The sequence below is a fragment of the Imperialibacter sp. genome (assembly GCF_040222385.1).
Classification (GTDB): Bacteria; Bacteroidota; Bacteroidia; order Cytophagales; family Cyclobacteriaceae; genus Imperialibacter.
In genome coordinates, this window is record NZ_JAVKDF010000017.1 from 232,439 (window position 1) to 251,223 (window position 18,785).

14 protein-coding genes are annotated in these 18,785 nt (G+C 46.2%); 2 read left to right on the forward strand and 12 right to left on the reverse strand.

Annotation, left to right across the window (positions count from 1 at the left end; all coding sequences use genetic code 11):
* Nucleotides 1-7: 7 nt before the first annotated feature.
* From RIG68_RS04695 to RIG68_RS04710, 4 genes are all read right to left on the reverse strand, one after another.
* Nucleotides 8-3,067 carry an efflux RND transporter permease subunit gene (locus RIG68_RS04695; protein ID WP_350119220.1) on the reverse strand — a complete coding sequence of 1,020 codons (3,060 nt, stop codon included), beginning with the start codon at nt 3,065-3,067 and terminating at the stop codon, nt 8-10.
* 12 nt (nt 3,068-3,079) lie between these two features.
* The gene (locus RIG68_RS04700; RefSeq protein ID WP_350119223.1) at nt 3,080-4,153 is read right to left on the reverse strand and encodes an efflux RND transporter periplasmic adaptor subunit; all 1,074 of its coding nucleotides are present in this window, start codon (nt 4,151-4,153) and stop codon (nt 3,080-3,082) included.
* A gap of 143 nt (nt 4,154-4,296) precedes the next feature.
* Nucleotides 4,297-5,106, reverse strand: coding sequence for an alpha/beta fold hydrolase (locus RIG68_RS04705; protein ID WP_350119226.1), 810 nt, complete (start codon nt 5,104-5,106; stop codon nt 4,297-4,299).
* 109 nt (nt 5,107-5,215) lie between these two features.
* On the reverse strand, nt 5,216-8,440 hold the full coding sequence (locus RIG68_RS04710) for a TonB-dependent receptor (protein ID WP_350119229.1): 3,225 nt from the start codon (nt 8,438-8,440) through the stop codon (nt 5,216-5,218).
* 481 nt (nt 8,441-8,921) lie between these two features.
* On the opposite strand from RIG68_RS04710, the gene RIG68_RS04715 reads away from it, so the two are divergent.
* On the forward strand, nt 8,922-9,434 hold the full coding sequence (locus RIG68_RS04715; RefSeq protein ID WP_350078362.1) for a hypothetical protein: 513 nt from the start codon (nt 8,922-8,924) through the stop codon (nt 9,432-9,434).
* On the opposite strand, the gene RIG68_RS04720 is transcribed toward RIG68_RS04715, so the two are convergent.
* The 5 genes from RIG68_RS04720 to hppD form a co-directional block, all read right to left on the reverse strand.
* Entirely contained in the window at nt 9,431-9,700 is a 270-nt protein-coding gene (locus tag RIG68_RS04720; protein ID WP_350078364.1) for an acylphosphatase, read from the reverse strand. The two genes, RIG68_RS04715 and RIG68_RS04720, sit on opposite strands and share 4 nt — an antisense overlap.
* Nucleotides 9,701-9,784: 84 nt before the next feature.
* Nucleotides 9,785-10,447, reverse strand: coding sequence for a deoxyribose-phosphate aldolase (gene deoC, locus RIG68_RS04725; RefSeq protein WP_350119233.1), 663 nt, complete (start codon nt 10,445-10,447; stop codon nt 9,785-9,787).
* Nucleotides 10,448-10,486: 39 nt separating this feature from the next.
* The gene (locus RIG68_RS04730) at nt 10,487-10,825 is read right to left on the reverse strand and encodes a hypothetical protein (RefSeq protein WP_350119236.1); all 339 of its coding nucleotides are present in this window, start codon (nt 10,823-10,825) and stop codon (nt 10,487-10,489) included.
* Nucleotides 10,826-10,897: 72 nt separating this feature from the next.
* Entirely contained in the window at nt 10,898-11,371 is a 474-nt protein-coding gene (locus RIG68_RS04735) for a MarR family winged helix-turn-helix transcriptional regulator (RefSeq protein ID WP_350119239.1), read from the reverse strand.
* Between the two features lie 21 nt (nt 11,372-11,392).
* The gene (hppD, locus tag RIG68_RS04740; protein ID WP_350119242.1) at nt 11,393-12,526 is read right to left on the reverse strand and encodes a 4-hydroxyphenylpyruvate dioxygenase; all 1,134 of its coding nucleotides are present in this window, start codon (nt 12,524-12,526) and stop codon (nt 11,393-11,395) included.
* A 167-nt stretch (nt 12,527-12,693) separates the two neighbouring features.
* Between hppD and RIG68_RS04745 the strand changes: the two genes are divergently transcribed.
* Nucleotides 12,694-13,806: an amidohydrolase family protein gene (locus RIG68_RS04745; protein WP_350119245.1), complete on the forward strand. Its 1,113-nt coding sequence runs from the start codon at nt 12,694-12,696 to the stop codon at nt 13,804-13,806.
* 53 nt (nt 13,807-13,859) lie between these two features.
* Here RIG68_RS04745 and RIG68_RS04750 read toward each other — a convergent pair whose 3' ends face one another.
* Genes RIG68_RS04750 through RIG68_RS04760 form a run of 3 tightly spaced genes read right to left on the reverse strand, consistent with a single transcriptional unit; the run spans nt 13,860 to nt 18,705 of the window.
* On the reverse strand, nt 13,860-15,329 hold the full coding sequence (locus tag RIG68_RS04750; RefSeq protein WP_350119248.1) for a c-type cytochrome domain-containing protein: 1,470 nt from the start codon (nt 15,327-15,329) through the stop codon (nt 13,860-13,862).
* Nucleotides 15,330-15,358: 29 nt separating this feature from the next.
* Nucleotides 15,359-16,738, reverse strand: coding sequence for a DUF1552 domain-containing protein (locus RIG68_RS04755; RefSeq protein WP_350119251.1), 1,380 nt, complete (start codon nt 16,736-16,738; stop codon nt 15,359-15,361).
* Nucleotides 16,735-18,705 (reverse strand): DUF1592 domain-containing protein, encoded by a 1,971-nt coding sequence (locus RIG68_RS04760; protein ID WP_350119254.1) that lies wholly within the window; start codon nt 18,703-18,705, stop codon nt 16,735-16,737. The genes RIG68_RS04755 and RIG68_RS04760 overlap by 4 nt, the downstream gene beginning before the upstream one ends.
* Nucleotides 18,706-18,785: the final 80 nt, after the last annotated feature.

Below are 18,785 nucleotides of genomic sequence, written 5' to 3' on the forward strand. Positions count from 1 at the left end.
TTAAAAATTAAAATCTAGCCATTCGTTTTTCCTTGCCAGAGATATAGACGTACATGGCAGGTATTACATAAAGGGTGAGTATTGTAGCAAATAATAGTCCTCCAATGATGGCGATACCCATCGACACACGGCTTTCTGAGCCTGCACCAAGTGCCAATGCAATTGGCAGAATACCCAGGATAGTCGAAAGACTCGTCATAAGAATGGGGCGGAATCTTTGCTGTGCCGCACCCACTATGGCTTCTGTCACCGGCATGTCATGGGCTTTGCGCTGGTTGGCAAATTCTACTATAAGGATACCATTCTTTGTTACCAAGCCAATCAGCATGATGATACCTATCTGGCTGAAAATGTTAAGTGTCTGGTCAAAGTACCATAGCGATAGAAATGCTCCTGCAATTGCCATTGGCACTGTAAGCATAATGATAAAAGGGTCTCTGAAGCTTTCAAACTGAGCCGCCAGCACCAGGTAAATCAAAATAAGAGCAAATATAAAAGCGAAGTACAAACTTGAAGAGGAGTCTCTGAACTCTGCCGAAGGGCCCGACAGCTCTGTTTGAAAAGTGCCGTCAAGAACACGGGCTGCAATGGCATCCATAGCATCAATTCCATCCTTGATTGTGTAGCCGGGCACCAACGATGCTGATACAGTTGCAGACACAAATCTGTTGTAGCGATAGAGTTGAGGTGGTGTGCTTTGCTCAGTAATCTTTACCAGGTTATCCATCTGGATAAGGTCTCCTACCTGGTTCTTTACATAAAGTGCCTTCAGGTCTAGTGGGTCGTTGCGATCTTCTCTGTCCACCTGCCCTATTATTTGGTACTGCTTTCCGTCTTTGATGAAATAACCAAACCTGGAACCGCTCAATCCAAGTTGGAGCGTTTGAGCGACATCCCGGATCGATACATTCAAACTACGGGCCTTGTCACGGTCTATTTCTATGTTGATCTCAGGCTTTGTAAATTTCAGGTCGAGATCAACAAAATCGAAATGCTCGTCGTCAGTTGCGGCATCGACAAAGGCTGGCAACACTTCTTTCAATTTCTCAATGGTAGTAGCCTGTATCACATACTGGACAGGTAGTCCGCCCCTTCTGTTACCTATCGATTGGCTTTGAGAAACAAAAGAACGGGCTTCTGTCATTCTCATAACCAATGGGCTGATAGCATTCACCACATCCTGCTGTGACCGGGTTCTCTCCGACGGGTCGACCATCATCACCCTCACATTTCCAGAATTCACGGATCCCGATGATCCAAAGCTCGGACTGGTCATGCTTATGAGCGCCTCTTTTTCAGGCACTGCCTCACTGATCAACGCAAGCATCTTATCAAGGTAGGCGTCCATATACTCGAAGGTGGCTCCCTCCGGGCCGGTGCTGTTAATCCTGAACTCACCCCGGTCTTCCATGGGAGACAGCTCGCTTTGGATATTATTATTGAGCAGGTAAATGCCCCCAAAAGAAAGTACGAGAATGACCAAAGCGAGCCATTTACGAGCCATAAAGTTTTCAAGCGACTTGTTGTAGCCTTCGTTCATCCAATCGAAGAATGGCTCCGTCACTCGATACAGCCACTGCTTTTTCTCTCTTTTCTTAAGAATTTTGGTAGAGAGCATTGGCGTAAGCGTAAGGGCAACAAACGACGATATTATTACCGCCCCTGCCACGACGATGCCAAACTCCCTGAAAAGTCGGCCTGTGAGCCCGTCAAGAAACACAACAGGCATAAACACCGCCACCAAAGCCACGGTGGTGGAGATAACAGCGAAGAATATCTCTGTCGAGCCCTTTAGTCCGGCCTCCAGCGGCGACATCCCATCTTCTATCTTGGTGTAAATATTCTCCAACACCACAATTGTGTCATCCACCACGAGTCCTATTGACAGCACGATGCCGAGAAGCGTAAGTACGTTGATGGTGAACCCGGCAAGGTACATGATGAAGAAAGTACCTATCAGGGAAATTGGGATGGTGGCGACAGGAATTAGCGTGGTTCGCCAATCACGCAGGAAAGCGAAAATGATCAACACCACCAGCACAAAAGCCATGAAAATAGTCTCCTGCACCTCAGTAATAGATTGCCTCACATACTCCGTGACATCAAACCCGATTCCGAGTTCAATATCGGCGGGGAGATCCTTCTTGATAAACTCCAGCCTGCGGTAAAACTCGTCTACAATCTCTATGATATTAGTTCCGGGCTGTGCCTGAAGCACAACGCCAACCATGGGTACGCCATCTCTTTTAAGTATGGTTCGGTTGTTTTCTGGTCCCAGCTCAGCTCTCCCAACATCCTGAAAACGTACAACATTGTTGTCGTCCTCTTTGACAATAAGTTGGTTGAATTCTTCTGGCGTGGAAATGCGGCCCATGGTTCTCACCGTGAGTTCCATGTTGGTGCCTTCTACCAGTCCCGAAGGAAGTTCGACGTTGTCACGTGTAACTGCATTCAGCACCTCCAATGGCGTAAGTGAGTAAGCCGCCAGCTTGGCTGGATCCATCCAAAGTCTCATAGAATAGCGGCGCTCACCCCAAATCTGGACGGCCGCCACTCCTTTTATCGTCTGAAGTCGCTCCTTAAAAATATTCTCTGCTACATCGGAAAGGCCCAAAAGAGTTCTTTTGTCACTTTTTACATTCAAAAAAACAAGGGGCATAGCATCTGCATCCGCTTTTCTCACCGACGGCGGATCACAGTCGGGTGGAAGGTTTCTGGTAGCCCTCGACACCCGGTCTCTGACGTCGTTGGCGGCAGCTTCCAGGTCAATTTCCAGGTCAAACTCAACCCTGATAGAGCTGGCTCCATCCCTACTTGTGGACGTAAGACTTTTGATACCGGCGATTCCGTTGATCGACTCTTCCAGGGGCTCGGTGATCTGCGACTCAATGATGCTCGCATTGGCTCCGGTGTAAGAGGTGCTTACTGAGATAATAGGCGGATCGACACTAGGATACTCTCTGATGCCCAGAAAGTTGAATCCTATGATGCCAAAAATGATGATAATGATGGACATTACCACCGCCAGCACGGGTCTGTTAATACTGATGTTGGATAGACCTGCCATAGTTTTAATGTTTTAGTTAAAATCCGTGATCTCCACAACAGAATTCGGGCGAATCTGGAGTAGCCCTGAAGTGATCACTGTGTCGCCTTCCTTAATGCCCTCAATTATTTCAATGCTGTTGGCAGTACGTATACCTATTGTAACGGGCTGCTCAACCACTTTTCCTCCTCTCTCAAGGAACACTTTATGGCCAGCCAGGTCATTTACCACTGCTATAGACGGCACCATTAACGCATTGTCCTTGTGGTTCAATACTACCTCCACCCTCGTAAACAACCCCGGAAACAGTTCACCTTTGGAGTTGTCGCTGGTTGCCCTTATCCTCATGGTTCTGGTAGCCTGGTCAATTTGTGGCTCAACAGCGTAAACAGTACCCTGATAGGTCTTATCGGAAGCGTCGGTAGTAAAGAAAATCGGGTCGCCGTCATTTATCACTGTTCCATACTTTCCAGGAATTGAAAACTCTACCTTGATGGGATTGATGTTAATTAAACTTGCAATGCGGGAGCTTGAGTTGATGAAGGCTCCATCACTGATGTACCTCAAGCCAATAGTACCATTGAACGGTGCCCTGATCTTGCTTTTTGCAATTTGAGCTTCCAGCACTTTGATGTCGGCGGACGCTGTGTTTAACTCAGTCAATGCCACGTCGTACTCCTCCTGGCTAATTGCTTCCTTTTCAAGCAGCTGACGTTGGCGATATTCACTGGTCTCTCTCAGCTTCTTCGAGAATTTCAATTTCTCCAACTGGGCCTCCTGGTCTTCTGTATTTAAAGTCAGCAGCAGGTCTCCCTTTTTTACCTTAGATCCTTCTTTGAAATAAATTTTTTGCACAACTCCAGATACTTCGGACGCAATCTCTACCGCCTCATTGGCGATAAGAGCACCTGTAATAACCAGTTTATCATCAAGAGCCTCTGGCTTCATGACTATGGCTGTCACTGGCAACGCCCCACCTGAGGACCTTGTCTCAGTCTGAGCAACTTCTTCACCCTGGGAAATAAAATGCAACTTTCGGTCGGCCAGATACACCAAAACAACCAATACCATTACATAAAATAGTACCCTTCTAACTGTTTTCTTCATACGTTTGGTTGATAGAACGATCCGTTTTTGCGGATTTCTATTTTTCGGAAATGACAAAATTACACTCAAAAAACGGCGTGCATTGCAATTTGTTTGTTGTTTGTGGCAAGCGGGGTGAAGGGTAAATAAATGGTGTTAAAGGCTCAGTAACCTGTGACCGCTCGTGTATTGCCAGCTGAATAATGAATGAACCTGATCGATTCCCTGTTGAATATGTCGGCTTGGTCGACATTACAGACATGTCCTGCATTTTGAATAACAGTAAGAAACGCAAATTTGTGCTCCACTATTATTTTTTTCACCGGAGCAAGAAAAATGTAATCTTCGGCGCCCATTAGGTAGAGGACAGGAATGGGTAATTCTTTTTCGTGGAAGTATCTCAAAATTGGGTTCAACTCATTTATCAACCGGAACCACCGTTTTGTTTCTTTTTTATAAAGCTTTCTCGCCTCCTTGATAAATAAAGACCTTGACTCGGCGTGACTTTTTCGTGGCATCATAATCCATGCAAAGAGCTGATATAACCAAATGAACGGCAGTATATTTTTCAACCTATTGCCTGTTGATACCAGAAATCGTGCCCTAAGATCAAGCCGTGTCACGGCTCCACCCAGCACCATCGATTTCACTCTGCCAGGCGCCATTTCAGCAAGAGTTCGAATGAGAATAGTGCCAAGCGAAATGCCTATAAAATGTGCTTTTTCGACCCTTAGGTGATCCATCACCTCCAGCACGTCCCGACTGATACTTTCAAATGAATAGTCTTCTTTGATGTAGGCTTTCAAAAGATCTCTTGACTTACCATGGCCTCTTAAGTCAAGAAGGAGTACATTAAAATGCTCCTTGTATTCCCTTACCTGCTTGAACCAAATGGTGGAACTACCGCCAGCACCATGAATAAAGATCGTCCATTCTTTTGATGAAGGATGTAAGAGGCATTTGTGATACAACATTGATAACCAAGTGAATTCAATTAACTCTGAATGCATTCAGATTGTTGTTGCGGCAGCATAAAAAAAGGCCCTTTTCGGGCCTTTTTCATATATCGTATGATGAAGTAAATTATTTAAATATATATCTCAGGCCAATCTGCATCTGCCAGCGGGAACTCTGGAAACCAGAGTCATCAATTTGCCATGGCTGGTAGTCTGCACCTTTCCGGTATGTAAAGTTTGGCACTGTTTGCGCCGCATCAGCCCATCCTTCAAATCTAAGCAATTCTGCACTTTGGAAGTTGCCTCCATCGCTCACAAAATATCTTCTACCCCAATCCTGATTGATGAGATTTGTTATGTTGAAAATGTCAAGTGATACCTGGAGGGTATTCCTTTTACCAGAGGCTGTTTGAATATAGAAATCCTGTAAGAATCTGAAGTCAACTACTCCCTCGAAAGGTGATCTGCTTTGATTTCTGTCAGCATATTCACCTCTGTGCTCGCTGAGATACTTATCAGATTTGATGAATGCATCCAAATCGGCCCATTGCTCAGCGGGAGACACCGTGTAACTTGAGGTAGAAACCAAGTTGATATCACTTTGAGTAGCAGGGATATAAACCAAGCTTCTTTCTCTTGAATCTTCCCTGGTCAAGTTACCACTGTCGTCATATATGTAAGAATAGGTTCTGCCCGACTGTCCGTTGTAGAACAGCGATATTTGCGAGGCACCAAACCCAAGGTATTCTTTTCGATACGAAAGTTGCGCAATAACTCTTGACCCCATTGAGAAATCAGACCTCATGGCCTCGTCAAATACATTGCGGCCGTTCACAGAGTGAAGACCTCTCCACTGCGAAGAGTTCTGTGATGAGGTACCGTCGTAGACTGAAAAGGCATCATTCCAGGTGTAAGACAAGCTAGAGGTAAAACCGTTAGAGAACGGCTTAGCCACAGTGGCTGACAGGTTATAGGTATACCCCTTATTAGTATTAGAGGCAAGATAAATGCCTGTATACGTAGGGTCGACTGGACTAGATCTGTTGTATTTATTTCGATCATCGGGGGTACCGGATAGCTGTGTAGCAGCCGGTCTGATGTTCAGGTTCTCATAGAAAATATTATTAAGAAACTTAGTATAAAGTGCTTCAAAGGAGCCCACCATTCCCCAGGGAAGTTTTTGATCTACTGCCAGGTTGGCCTTGAATACCTGTGGCAACTTAAAGTCAGACGCAAACAAATCTATCTGTCCTGACGGCGAACCTTGTCCGGGAGCTACGTTGCGAGGCTGGCCATCCCACTGGCTATTGAAGGGCACATTGGTCCTGAAATCTCCACCAACTGTCAATCCATTGTTGTTGTATGCACCACCTGGCCACACCAAAGGAATTCGGCTATTGAAGATTCCCAATCCACCTCGAAGCTGAGTCGACCTATCACCAGTCACATCGTAGTTAAAGCCAAACCTTGGAGCGAAAAGAATAGATGAGCCAATAAACTCACCAGTTTTCGCACCTTTCAGGTCATACCCTGCGGCCTCAATTAAGCCTGCTGTTGTTGTATTGAAAGCCGTGTTTTCAAGCGTTTCATCGCCGAAGATTGGCATATCAATGCGGAGGCCCAGCGTCAATTTCAACCTATCAGTAGCTTGAAATTCGTCCTGGCCATAAACCCCAAGCTGCATGCCACCAAATTCAGCTGCACCGGCCGAACCGTCACCAACCTTTGTGTCTACCAGAGAATAGCTGACATTGTAGTTATCGGCGTTCAGGTTATTCATAAAGCCTGAAAGGCTGTCATAGTTGTATGATCCAAAAGCCTGGCGAATGAACAGGTTGTACGACTTATAGAATTCGTTGTGTGTGCCGATGGTGAAAGTGTGTCTTCCCTTGAAAATCTGGAAGTTATCCGTCACTGTGATCACATCTTGTTTCAACTGGTTGGCAGTTGAGAATTCTTCGCTACCAAATGCTATTGAACCAGCGCCGTCGCTGATTCTCACAAATGGGAAGGGGTCGCCCGCCTGGTCTCTGTCGTCATTAACAAATGTGGCACCGATGGTAAGGTGGTTCGACATGTTGCTTCCAAAATTGCTTTTCAACTCAAGCGCAGAAGAGTTGGTTGTTGAAGGGAAGTAAACAGAAGCGTTCTGGAAGTTGATTGAGGTTGTTCCCGACTGGTTAGCCTGTAGGTTTTCCGCCTTTACGTAGGAGTGGCGCACAGACAACTTATGGTTCTTGCTAAGGTTCCAATCAATCTTGGCAATCACCTTGTCGCTATTCAGGTAAGAGGCATTGTTGGTATATGTGCCCGGATCGTACCCATACTCACTTTTGAGCTTGGTAACCAACGCTTGAATGTCGGCTATTGAGGCATCGCCAGTGTATGTAGCTGCGTTGAATGGCCTGGGTGTTTCGTCTCTCTGCATCTCGGCGTTAGCAAAGAAAAATACTTTGTTTTTCACAATTGGGCCGCCGATACGGAATCCCATAGTTTTGGCAGTGAATTCATCCAGCTGCTCTCTCTCGAAGTCCTTGTCATCCGTCGGTGTCTTTCCGGAAAGCTTTTGATTTCTTATAAAGCCATAGGCTGACCCTTCGAATTCATTTGTTCCGCTTCTTGTTACTGCATTGATGGAACCTCCGGCAAAACCAGACTGTGTTACATCAAATGGCGCAACAGCTACCTGAAACTGCTCAATGGCGTCTATTGAAATAGGAGACACTCCAGTCTGGCCACCGTTGGTTCCGCTAGCTGCAAGGCCGAAAACATCATTGTTAACCGCTCCATCTATGTAAATAGCGTTGTAGCGGTTGTTCATTCCGGCAATTTCTATGGCGTCACCCTGAATGTTTACAAGGGGATTAAGGCGTGTGAAATCAGTAAGCGACCTTGATACGGTTGGCAGCGTGTTGATTGTTCCTTCATCAATAATTGTTGACTGACCGGTCTTGTTGCCGTCGAACACATCATTACCACTGGCAATGATTTCCACTCCTTCGAGTTGTGTGCTTTCTTCCTCAAGAACAGATTTGATCCTGAAGGTTTGACCAAGCGTAAGAAATACGCCAGACTGCTGGTAGGGCTTGTAGCCCACAAATGAAATCGTTACGGTATAAGGTCCGCCTACCTGCATTCCGGAAATACGGAAATAACCTTCCACATCCGAAACATTGCCATACTGGGATCCAGTTGGTGTGTGCACAGCAAGCACGGTAGCACCTGGCAGGGCAACCCCATTTGCGTCTACCACCTGCCCGTTAAGCGCAGAAGTGGTGGTACCTTGCCCGAAAAGCGTCGAAAACGAAGCCGTAATCAACAGTGTCAGAGCCAATTGTAAAATTCGCCTCATAATTTGTTTTTTTGGTTGTCAATTAATTTTCACGGTTGAGAAAATATGGTGCAAAGCTAAGGCATACATGTTTTTACACCAGTATGAAAAGATTAACTTTTCGATATGAATGAAATTAAATTTTAACGAAAGATTAACCCTAAAACGCCTTGTTAAACAATGCTTTAGATTCAAGTTATTCTTTTGACCAGATCAATTTCTTTAGTATAAAACCCTGCTATAAAGTGATGTTGCCAAAGATAAATTGACCCGAACCTTCAGGCCAGTCAACTTAAGTCAAGAATTTCTACTATCCCGGTGCGCATTAAGACTACTGTCGCCAACCGAAAAATTAAGGGGATGTTATTTAATTGTTAAGATAAGGTGCGGAAAAACAAATAGCAAAACACTTTGGAATGGTTTTAAGGGAACCCATTTTTTCATGTTCTAATTCTATTTTTTTTGGTGTGGTAAAAATTCAAAAGCTTATATTTGTGCCTATATGGAGTTGACAGATCACCGCTTTTTTCCCTACGACAAAAACCTTATATTAAAGCAAGCCCAGGCCCATCTGGAAGCCGACCTTCTCACGGAGCTGATCTCAATTTCAAAAAGTGCCTATCAGCAGGTTTATAACCCATTGGGGCTCAACGACGACACTTCGCTGCGCATTGAAAGCTACGAAAAAAACCAGCTCATTTATCTCCATACCTTCTACACTTCTCTGTGTGGAATCTACAGATACAAATACGGCAACAACCAACTTGAGCTCATCTGGGACGGCAGCAGTCACTTCGAAAAGTATTCTAAAGAATGGACGGAACGATTTGTAATCTGGTGCACTGAATTTGGGCAAAACCCTCAATTCCTTAAAGCCGTGCTGGCCGCCACCGTTTTTTGCAAAAACAGAAGACAAGGGGAGCTTGCTGAAAACCGCTTGCGGGTATTTTTAAATAGCCAGTTTGAGGTGCGGGTTCACAAAGTAAGAGGCATAGTGCCCATGAAAGTGGCCTAGTGCCTGATCAAAAATACGTTGTGATGCTTTAAATCGACCTCAATACGTTCTATGCTGTCAACCTTGGCGTGCAGAGGCCCCTTCTTACACCAGGCCATTAAATCAATCAGTTTGTCCTTGGTGCCCTCGGCTTCTATTAATACGCTGCCGTCCACCTCATTCTTCACCCATCCCTTCACGCCCAGTTCATCGGCCACGGTTTTAGTGCTGGCTCTGTAAAAGACACCCTGCACCTTGCCCACCACACGTATTTGATAACAGACCATCTAACAATTGCCGGTTTAGGATTGAAAAATGAAAATTCCAATTCAAAAATCAAACAGCCTTGTGGAAATAAATGAGAACGAAGTTCAGGAGGGCTTTAAAAGCTCACTAACAATGGCCACGCCGGACGAAGTGCCAATCCGGTCAGCGCCTACAGTGATCAGCTCTATCGTTTGCGCCAAAGTTTTGATGCCGCCTGAAGCTTTGATCCCTACATGGGATGGCAATATCTCTCTGAGCAGTTTAATATGCTCAACCTTTGCTCCGGCACCCGCAAAGCCAGTACTGGTTTTAACAAAGTCAGCGCCAGCATCTTTGGCAGTTGTAGCTGCTTTTTCTATTTCTGCGTCTGTCAGGTAAGCCGTTTCGATAATCACTTTCAATATGGCCTCTTGCTCATGAACTAGTTTAGCTACTTTAGCCAACTCAATCTTGAACCAGGGGTGGTTCATTTTGAAAGCAGAAATGTTCATTACTATGTCTATTTCTGTTGCGCCATCCCTCAATGCCAATCTGGCTTCTTCAAGTTTAGTTTCGGTCATCTGGTAGCCCAGTGGAAAACCAACTACTGTTACGAGTTGAATATCTTCGGATCCAATCTCCCGCTGCGCTCTTTTCACCCAAAAGGGCGGCACACATACCCCACAAAAGCCATAGGCTTTAGCTTCGGACACCAATTGGTCAATGTCTTTGTCGGACAATGTCGGGTGTAAAAGAGTATGCTCAATGCACCTGGCTATGTGCTGCATGCGCTATAATCAGAACTGGAATATTTTAGAGCAATGTTATTAGTGGACAATTCCGCATTCTTTACAGAATTTACGTTTGCCGAGTGGTCTTTTCTTAGGTGGCTTTTTGTGCCCAAAATAGGACTGGTCGGAATACTGCGGCTTTTCCATTTCTCTCGCCGCTTTTCTGTCGGCTTTTGCGTTATCCTTCATCCGCTCTTGATATTCTGCGATAAGCTGGTCTTTCTTGCTCTTCCTTTTCTTCTTTACCTTCTTTATCTTTTGAGTAGAGTTATACTGAGAACCCTGTTTCTGTGCCGTATTTACCTCCCTTGACGATTGAGCCGATGCCCCCCAGCTGAGAAAAAAGAAAAAGACGATTACACCAAAATACTTCATACACCAAAGATTATAATTATACATAACACTGCCTAATTAACGGGCTATGTTTGAATATATTACCTTCAAGTCTCAGGCGGCTTTGTCGTCAGAAATAGCGGTAACATCCATGAGTGTAGCTGCCGATGCTATCTCGAAGTTATGGACTATTTTGGTCATGATCCGATGCAAATGCGCATAATCTTCTTCATTCAGGCCTTCCCAACCCTGGTTTCGAAAGTCATCCACTACAGGTTTGAGCTGTGTAATGAGTGTCTCTCCTTCAGCAGTTAATCCCACGCTGAATTTCCTCCTGTCATTGGGGTCGGCCTTCCTCACCACCAGGCCCTTTTGGCCAAGCAAATCTATAATGCGGGTGACAGTTGGGGGATCCTTGTACACGGCTTCCACAACCGCCACCTGCGACTTAGGCCCAGTAGCCAGCTTATCGAGAACTACCCACTGGTCAACCGTTAAGTCAGCTCCCGAGAGTTGCAGCTTTCGCTGAAACGCCTGTTTTATTTGGCGGGAGGCTACTTCAATAAGAAATCCATATTTATTCTGCATGTATCAGCAATTGGAGGGGAACTACAATGTTCCCCTTAGCTCTTGTTCTCGTTCTATCGCTTCAAATAATGCCTTGAAGTTTCCTTTGCCAAAGGATTTGGCCCCTTTTCTTTGGATGACCTCGAAAAACATGGTCGGCCGAGGCTCTACTGGCTTGGTAAAAATTTGCAGTAGGTAGCCTTCGTCGTCTCGATCGACAAGAATGCCAAGCTTCTTCAAAGGCTCTAGATCTTCATCAATATGACCTACCCTATCCAACAAGTCATCGTAATAGGTAGTGGGAACATTTAGAAACTCAACACCTCTACTCTGAAGCTGCGTAACTGTTTCAATGATGTCATCGGTCGCAACGGCAATATGTTGAATGCCTGACCCGTTGTAAAAATCCAGGTACTCCTCCACCTGCGATTTCTTCGCACCGTCGGCTGGCTCATTGATCGGGAATTTTACCCTACCATTGCCATTGCTCATCACTTTGCTCATAAGAGCGGTATATTCTGTAGAAATGTCTTTATCATCGAAAGACACCAGCTGAGCAAATCCCATCACATTGGCATAGAAGTCGACCCACTGATTCATTTCTCCCCAGCCTACGTTTCCTACCATGTGGTCAACATACTTTAAGCCAATGGGTTTAGGGTTGTAGCTGCTCTTCCATGGCTTAAAACCCGGCAGAAAAACGCCGGTATAGTTTTTTCTTTCGACAAAAATGTGAACAGTATCTCCATAGGTATAAATACCTGAGCGAACCACTTCGCCATTTTCGTCCTTTTCAACTTGCGGCTCCATGAATGGCTTGGCGCCCCTTGCTGTTGTTTCTTCGAAGGCTTTAGTTGCGTCTTCAACCCAAAGTGCCACCACCTTCACACCATCGCCATGCTTATCGATGTGTCTGCCGATTTCGGTATCTGCCTTTAAGGGGGTTGTCAGCACCAGGCGGATCTTGTCCTGCACCAGCACATAGGAAGTCCTGTCCTTCACACCTGTTTCCAGCCCACAAAAAGCCAGCGATTGAAAGCCAAAGGCTGTTTTGTAGTAATGTGCTGCTTGCAAAGCGTTACCAACATAAAGCTCCAGATAGTCTGTGCCCAACAGGGGCAGAAAATCCTCCGGTGCCTCAATTGTGTTTTGATGAGAATGATCTAAAATATTCATAATGGGTATATTGTTGTTATACTAACTATTAGTAATATAACAAAACTAACTCTTTGCTTTGAAGTTTCAAAACGTTGAAGTTCATACCCTCTAACTACCGTTCCTATAAGCTGTTATGCCCAAGCCTTTCTATCTTTCGTAATTAGATAAGTTATAAAATCTATCTCATGAAGAAACTCTTACTTACCCTTGCCTGTGGTCTTCTTGTTTTTTCGCAAGCACTGGCACAAAAAGTGGACACAGAAATGATCATGGACTGGGAGAAATATGATCCCCCGTCAACACTGGTTGTGCCGGAACACCCGTTGACAAAATCGAAGTACCCGTTTGTAGATGTCCACAATCACCAATTCAGAATGAATCAGCAGGATCTTGCTCCTTTAGTGAAGGAAATGGATGATTTGAACATGGGTGTGATGGTCAATTTGAGCGGAAGGGGACGGGGAAGCCGTGGATATTTGCTGGAGGTGCTGGATAACGTAAAGAAAAACTCGCCCAACAGGTTCATCATTTTCACTAACCTTGATTTTACAGGCATAGATGACCCGGAATGGGGTAAAAAGGCTGCGGCCTCTCTTGAAGAAGATGTGAAAGCGGGAGCTAATGGCTTGAAAATTTATAAAAGTCTCGGCTTTAGTGTTACAGACGGCTCGGGGAAACGGGTGGCTGTGGATGATCCAAGAATTGACCCTGTTTGGGCAAAATGCGGTGAACTGGGGATACCTGTGCTGATACACTCTGCAGATCCAAAGTCGTTCTGGGACGACTATGATGAAAATAACGAGCGGTGGCTTGAGCTAAAAACACACCCGAACCGTAAGCGCTCTGCTACCGATCCGGTTCCGTGGGAGCAAATTATAGAGGAGCAGCACAACGTGTTTAAGAAACACAAGAAGACAACCTTCATTAATGCTCACTTTGGCTGGTACGCCAACGACCTGGCTACACTAGGCAAGCTGCTGGACGAAATGCCAAATATGTATACTGAGATTGGCGCTATTATCGCCGAGCTTGGCAGGCAGCCAAGAGCAGCCAAAGCATTCTTCACGAAGTATCAGGACAGGATTTTATTTGGCAAGGATGCTTACAATCCGGAGGAATACTACACCTACTTCAGAGTGCTGGAAACAGCCGATGAGTATTTTCCCTACTACAAAAAGTACCATGCCTTCTGGAGAATGTATGGGCTGGATTTACCTGATGAGGTGCTAAAGAAAGTGTACTATAAGAACGCTCTCAAAATCATTCCTAATATTGACAAGAGTGTGTTTCCTAAGTAATTGAAATAATTATTTCCGGGTGAACATTCGTGCGAATGTTCACCCTTTTTTTGCTAAAAGTACGGCCCCTCTTCAAAAAGAATCTTCAATCCCGGCTTGTTCTTTCTAAGTGCTTCGACCACCTGCGGTGTGCATTTGGTGCCAAGCAAGTACACCTCCTTCAGGCTCGGGAACTTCAGTAGATCTAAAGCAGCCTTGTCATCAATTTTGGTGAAAGAAAGATTGAGAGTCTCAAGGTTTGGCATTTGCATCAGGTAGATAAATCCTGACCCATCAATATTTGTTTTCTGGAGGAAGAGCTCCTTTACGTTTGTCATTTGGCTGATGTGGTACAACCCATCGTCATTGATGCTACTGGAGACGATGGAAAGCCGGCTGAAAGCGTCATTGTAAGGAGCCAGTTCCCTGAACTGGTCATTAGAAAAAGGAGCCGGTGGAAATTTCACTCTCAGGCTAAAAAGGCCTGGTTCAAGGCTGTCGGGTGCAATGGCGACGTTCAGCTTTTCAGCTACTATTTTCAGTTCTTGGGTTATCTCCTTCAATTTTAAGTCGGCCATGGTCTGCCTGCGGCGGTACTTTGTCAGCTGAGGCAGAAGTTCGTTAGCAACTCCGGCAATTTCGGGTTGTGCTTGAAGCTCTGTCACTTTCTGCTCGGGGGAGGCCCCAGAAGTAATCCAGTATTTAAGCAATTCAATTTCCTGCTCACTCATGGGTGACTGCCCTTCCGGGGGCATTACGTCATCGTGGTCAGCGGGAAGGGTCACTCTGTTGAATAGCTCGCTTTGCTCCAAATCTTCAGGCGTTATGAGTGCCAGCCCACTGTCGCCTCCTTTCGCAATACTTTGCAGGGAACTCATGGTGAGTCCGCCTTTTGACCGGGACTGATTGTGGCAGCTCATGCATTTGGCCTCGAAAATAGGGCTTATCATATCGTCGTACACCAGCATCTCCTCAACCTCTTTGTTACCGCTTGCTTCTTCCTGAAAAACGAGAGGAATGTATTCGGTAAGGTAGTCCTTACCGTGGGTGATGGAGCCTCCGATATGTCCGGTGAAACCTATCGACAGATTAGTAAGCACCAGGAGGCCAATATAGAATGGGTAGACTGGCGTAAAGCGCTGAGACAGTAAATACAGCCCGATTACAAAAAATACGCCTGCCCCGCTCACCGTAGCTCCCCAAAAATGCTGCTCCATCAGCTCTCCCGAATACTCTCCGCCAACAAAAAGGAAATAGCCAGCCAGAATGGCAATCAATGCCGTGAAAGCAGAGGCCGCAAGCAACGATAGCTGAAGGCCGGGGGCGTTAGGAACGAATTTGAACTTAATAGCCAGCTCCAGCATCAAAGCCAGGATAATAAGGACTATAGGAAAATGCAGCACCAGGGGATGGAACCTCCCCAGCATCAAAAAGAAAACCGGCGCCTCAATTTTGCCAATAAATGGCAATCCCAAAACAAGAACTCCGATAACAAACGAACAAACAACCAGCGCCGGATGCTTAACTAATGCTTCTACTCTCAAATGCCAAACTAATTATAGGGTCTTGTTAACTATGCCAGTATGTTTGCCAATTTGCCGGTGCTGTCGGCAAAGCTGGTCTTTTCAATGTTCAATGCCTCCAGCATGGTCACATAAAGATTGGCCAAAGGGGTTTCTTTTTCGTAGATCAGGTTTTGCCCCGGGTTAATTCTTCCCCCAGCCCTGCCTGCCAAAAGCACGGGCAGGTTGCGGGGCGAGTGTCGGTTGCCGTCCCGCAGGTCGGAGCTGAACATGATCATAGAGTTGTCGAATACATTGCTCTCACCTTCCTTCATCGATTTCAGCTTTTCGATAAAGTAGGCGTATTGCTCCATGTGCCATTGAGTGATCTTTACATACTGCGCCAGCTTTTTCTCGTCATCCATGTGGTGAGAAATGGAATGGTGGCCGTCGTTTACGCCAGGCAGGAAGGAGAAGTTACGGTTGCTCACCGAGTTGCCAAACAAAAAGGTGCTTACCCGTGAGGCGTCGCTCCAGAATGCCAGAGCCATGATATCGAGCATCATGCGGGTCTTTTCGGTCACGTCCACTCCGCTGCGCACCTCGGCATACTCTTCAATGTTCTGATTCAGGCGAATCAGTTCCTTTTTAACGTCACCAGTCAGGTTGGCTGCAAACTTTTCCTGATTGGCTCCGTCGGAAATTCTTTTTTCCAGGCTGTAAACAGAATCCAGGTATTCCGTCAACTTATCCTGATCTGACCTTCCCAGGTTTCTCTTGAGACTTTTGGCATCATCCAGCACGGCGTCGAGCACACTTTGCTTCCACGGATCGTTCTTGATTTTTGCCCCGGGAACATACCTCCCAAACAACCTGTCGAAAGCCATCTTTGGGTCGATCTCCTTGGTTAGCGGTTGCGTGGCAGTTTTCCAGGAGATACTTGAGGCGTACAATCTCGTCAGCCCTACGTTAATGTCCACGCCTGTAGCAATGCGATCCAGGCCATATTCTAATGAAGGAAACAAGGTGTCTCCGCCCACGTGATTGGCGATGACCTGATCGATAGAAACCCCTCCGCTGTTGATATTGTCACCGGTAGTCTGCCGGATTCTTGTGGAAGTAAGAAGGTTGGCGGTTTTGGTGTAGTGACCGTCAGCAGTCCTGAGCGAATTCATATTCATCAGCTCGCCCAGCACGAGGAAATCATCTTGCAGGTGCTTAAGCGGCAGTAGCTGTTGGGTAAACTCATAACCCCGGCCAACGGTAGCCGGTGTCCAGTGATGAGGATGGACGCCGTTTGGCATCACAATAAAGGCTGTTCTCAGCGGGGACTTAGACGGAACCGGGGAACTTAGGCCGGGAAGCGCCATGGCGTCGAGAAAAGGCAAGGCCATGCAGGCACCCACCCCTTTTAGCATTCGTCTTCTGGATATTTGCCACTTCTTGCTCATAATACTTCATTTATCTTGTCCCTGAAATCATTGATTTTCATTCTGAAAGGATAGCTTTTCACCAATTCAACAATAAATGGGTCAGGGTTAAAATTATTTTCTAATAGAGCTGTTTCCAGCTTGCGAAGCGCTGGCTCGTCTGTAAAAATAGTACCACGACCTAAAGCATACGAAAGCACTTTTGTCGCCAGGTTTCTCGCTATTTTTTCTTTTTCGTCCATCAGCAGCACCTTTAACTCAGCAGGGCCATTGAACTCTCTCCCATCAGCCAAAGTACCTGAGGCATCAATAGCGGCCTTGCCGTAGCTGTCTCTCCACCGGCCCGTAGCATCAAAGTTCTCCAAGCCCAGGCCCAGCGGATCCATTTTCTGGTGGCAGCTAAAACATCCGGGACTCGAACGATGCCTCTCCAGTAGTTTTCTAAGGCCCAGTTCGCTATGTGCGCCTTCATCTTCTACCAACTCAGCCACTTCTGGTGGTGGTGGTGGTGGTGAAATACCCATGATTTGCTCCATCACATATTTCCCTCTCAGCACGGGGCTTGTGCGCACAGGTAGTGAAGAAACGGTCAACACACTGCCCATGCCCATCACGCCCCCTCTGTTGGCATTAGCCAAAAGCACCTTTTTGTATTCGTTGGTGAAGTCGCCCTCCACACCATAGAAATCCGCAAGCTTCTGGTTCAGGAAGGTGTAATTGCTGTTGACCAGCTCCATCATGTTCTTGCTGTCAGTCAGCACATAATAGAAGTACTCCACGGTCTCCCGGTAAAGCGCCTCCCGAAGGGGCATGTCGAAGTCAGGGAATTTCTCGGGATCTACTATAGGCTGTGTATCAAGTAGCTTGTTTATACCCAGCCATTGTGTAGAGAAGCTTTCTGCAAATCGCTTAGCCTTTGGATCGGCCAGCATCCGTTTCACCTGCCCCTCCAGCACCAACGTGTCCTGCAGCTTGCCCAGGTAGGCCAGGCTGAATAGCTCATCGTCAGGCATGCTTGACCACAAGAAATAAGAAAGCCTGGAGGCCATCTCAAAATCGCTGAGGTAATAGGCTTTACTGTTTGGTGGTTCTTCTTCTGTTCGGTAAAGAAAATTCGGTGACACTAACACCATCTTGTACACCTGGGCGATGCTTTGGTCAAACCTCTGAGGGTTATCAAGCGTGTCCATGCCCTGGTACACCTGGGTGAACAAAGTGCCCAATCTGGCTTTCTCGTCATCTTTCAAAAACCTTCGGTAGGCTTTGGTAGCAAATGGGAAAATGGTTTTTTCGGCCGCCAGTTGTGCATGAGTCATGCTACTATAAGAGTCGGCGAAAAGAGATTTCACCCACACAGTTAGCCTGGTCAGCCATGAGGGGTCATATTCCTCCGGCGCTATGTTTCTCCACAATTGTTCGTTTTCCGCCACCCCTTGAAGAATAAGGTCTGCTGCGTCGTAATACCTTTCCAGTTTCAGGGGCGTGATGAAAAGTGAGCCTCCCTGATTGTCGAAGCCACCACCACCGGAACCATCGGAGGGGAAATAGCTTCGGGCATCAAAGTCATATCCTGTCAAATCTTTGATAGTGTACTGATACTCAGTGTGGCTGAGACGCCGGATGACAATTTGACCAGGCACGTGCTCTTTGAGCGAGCTCTGAAGAATGCCATTAATGCCATCTACCAGCAGGCGATAGTCTTCGTCGGAAAGAGGTGACTTTGACTTGGGCGGCATGTCGCGGCTCTCGATTTGTTCAAGTACCTTGAGCCAAAAGGCACCATCTTTGACTACCCTGGCCTTTTCTTTGTAATTATCAAGGTTGACATTGGCCTTGGGCATGTTCGTGTTGTGGCATTCGAAACACTTCTGCGAGAGCAGAGGCCTGATCTCGGTATCGTAATCATATAGCTCCTGAGCTGAGGCTTTTGTTGTAAAAACGCTCAGCAAAATCGCCAGGCAAAAGCATATAAATTGAAGGTGTCTCATAAAGATTTTGCAGGTGCTGGCAGCGAATGTTCCCGCACAAATTCACAGCAGATATGAATTTAGGAATTTTCTGCTCTGCA

Coding starts and splice junctions, on each gene's coding strand:
- RIG68_RS04700 (WP_350119223.1), bottom strand. CDS start 4,153: ATGAAGAAAACAGTTAGAAGGGTACTATTTTATGTAATGGTATTGGTT.
- RIG68_RS04755 (WP_350119251.1), bottom strand. CDS start 16,738: ATGAGCAAGAAGTGGCAAATATCCAGAAGACGAATGCTAAAAGGGGTG.
- RIG68_RS04695 (WP_350119220.1), bottom strand. CDS start 3,067: ATGGCAGGTCTATCCAACATCAGTATTAACAGACCCGTGCTGGCGGTG.
- RIG68_RS04705 (WP_350119226.1), bottom strand. CDS start 5,106: ATGTTGTATCACAAATGCCTCTTACATCCTTCATCAAAAGAATGGACG.
- RIG68_RS04735 (WP_350119239.1), bottom strand. CDS start 11,371: ATGCAGAATAAATATGGATTTCTTATTGAAGTAGCCTCCCGCCAAATA.
- deoC (WP_350119233.1), bottom strand. CDS start 10,447: ATGCAGCACATAGCCAGGTGCATTGAGCATACTCTTTTACACCCGACA.
- RIG68_RS04720 (WP_350078364.1), bottom strand. CDS start 9,700: ATGGTCTGTTATCAAATACGTGTGGTGGGCAAGGTGCAGGGTGTCTTT.
- RIG68_RS04710 (WP_350119229.1), bottom strand. CDS start 8,440: ATGAGGCGAATTTTACAATTGGCTCTGACACTGTTGATTACGGCTTCG.
- hppD (WP_350119242.1), bottom strand. CDS start 12,526: ATGAATATTTTAGATCATTCTCATCAAAACACAATTGAGGCACCGGAG.
- RIG68_RS04715 (WP_350078362.1), top strand. CDS start 8,922: ATGGAGTTGACAGATCACCGCTTTTTTCCCTACGACAAAAACCTTATA.
- RIG68_RS04760 (WP_350119254.1), bottom strand. CDS start 18,705: ATGAGACACCTTCAATTTATATGCTTTTGCCTGGCGATTTTGCTGAGC.
- RIG68_RS04745 (WP_350119245.1), top strand. CDS start 12,694: ATGAAGAAACTCTTACTTACCCTTGCCTGTGGTCTTCTTGTTTTTTCG.
- RIG68_RS04730 (WP_350119236.1), bottom strand. CDS start 10,825: ATGAAGTATTTTGGTGTAATCGTCTTTTTCTTTTTTCTCAGCTGGGGG.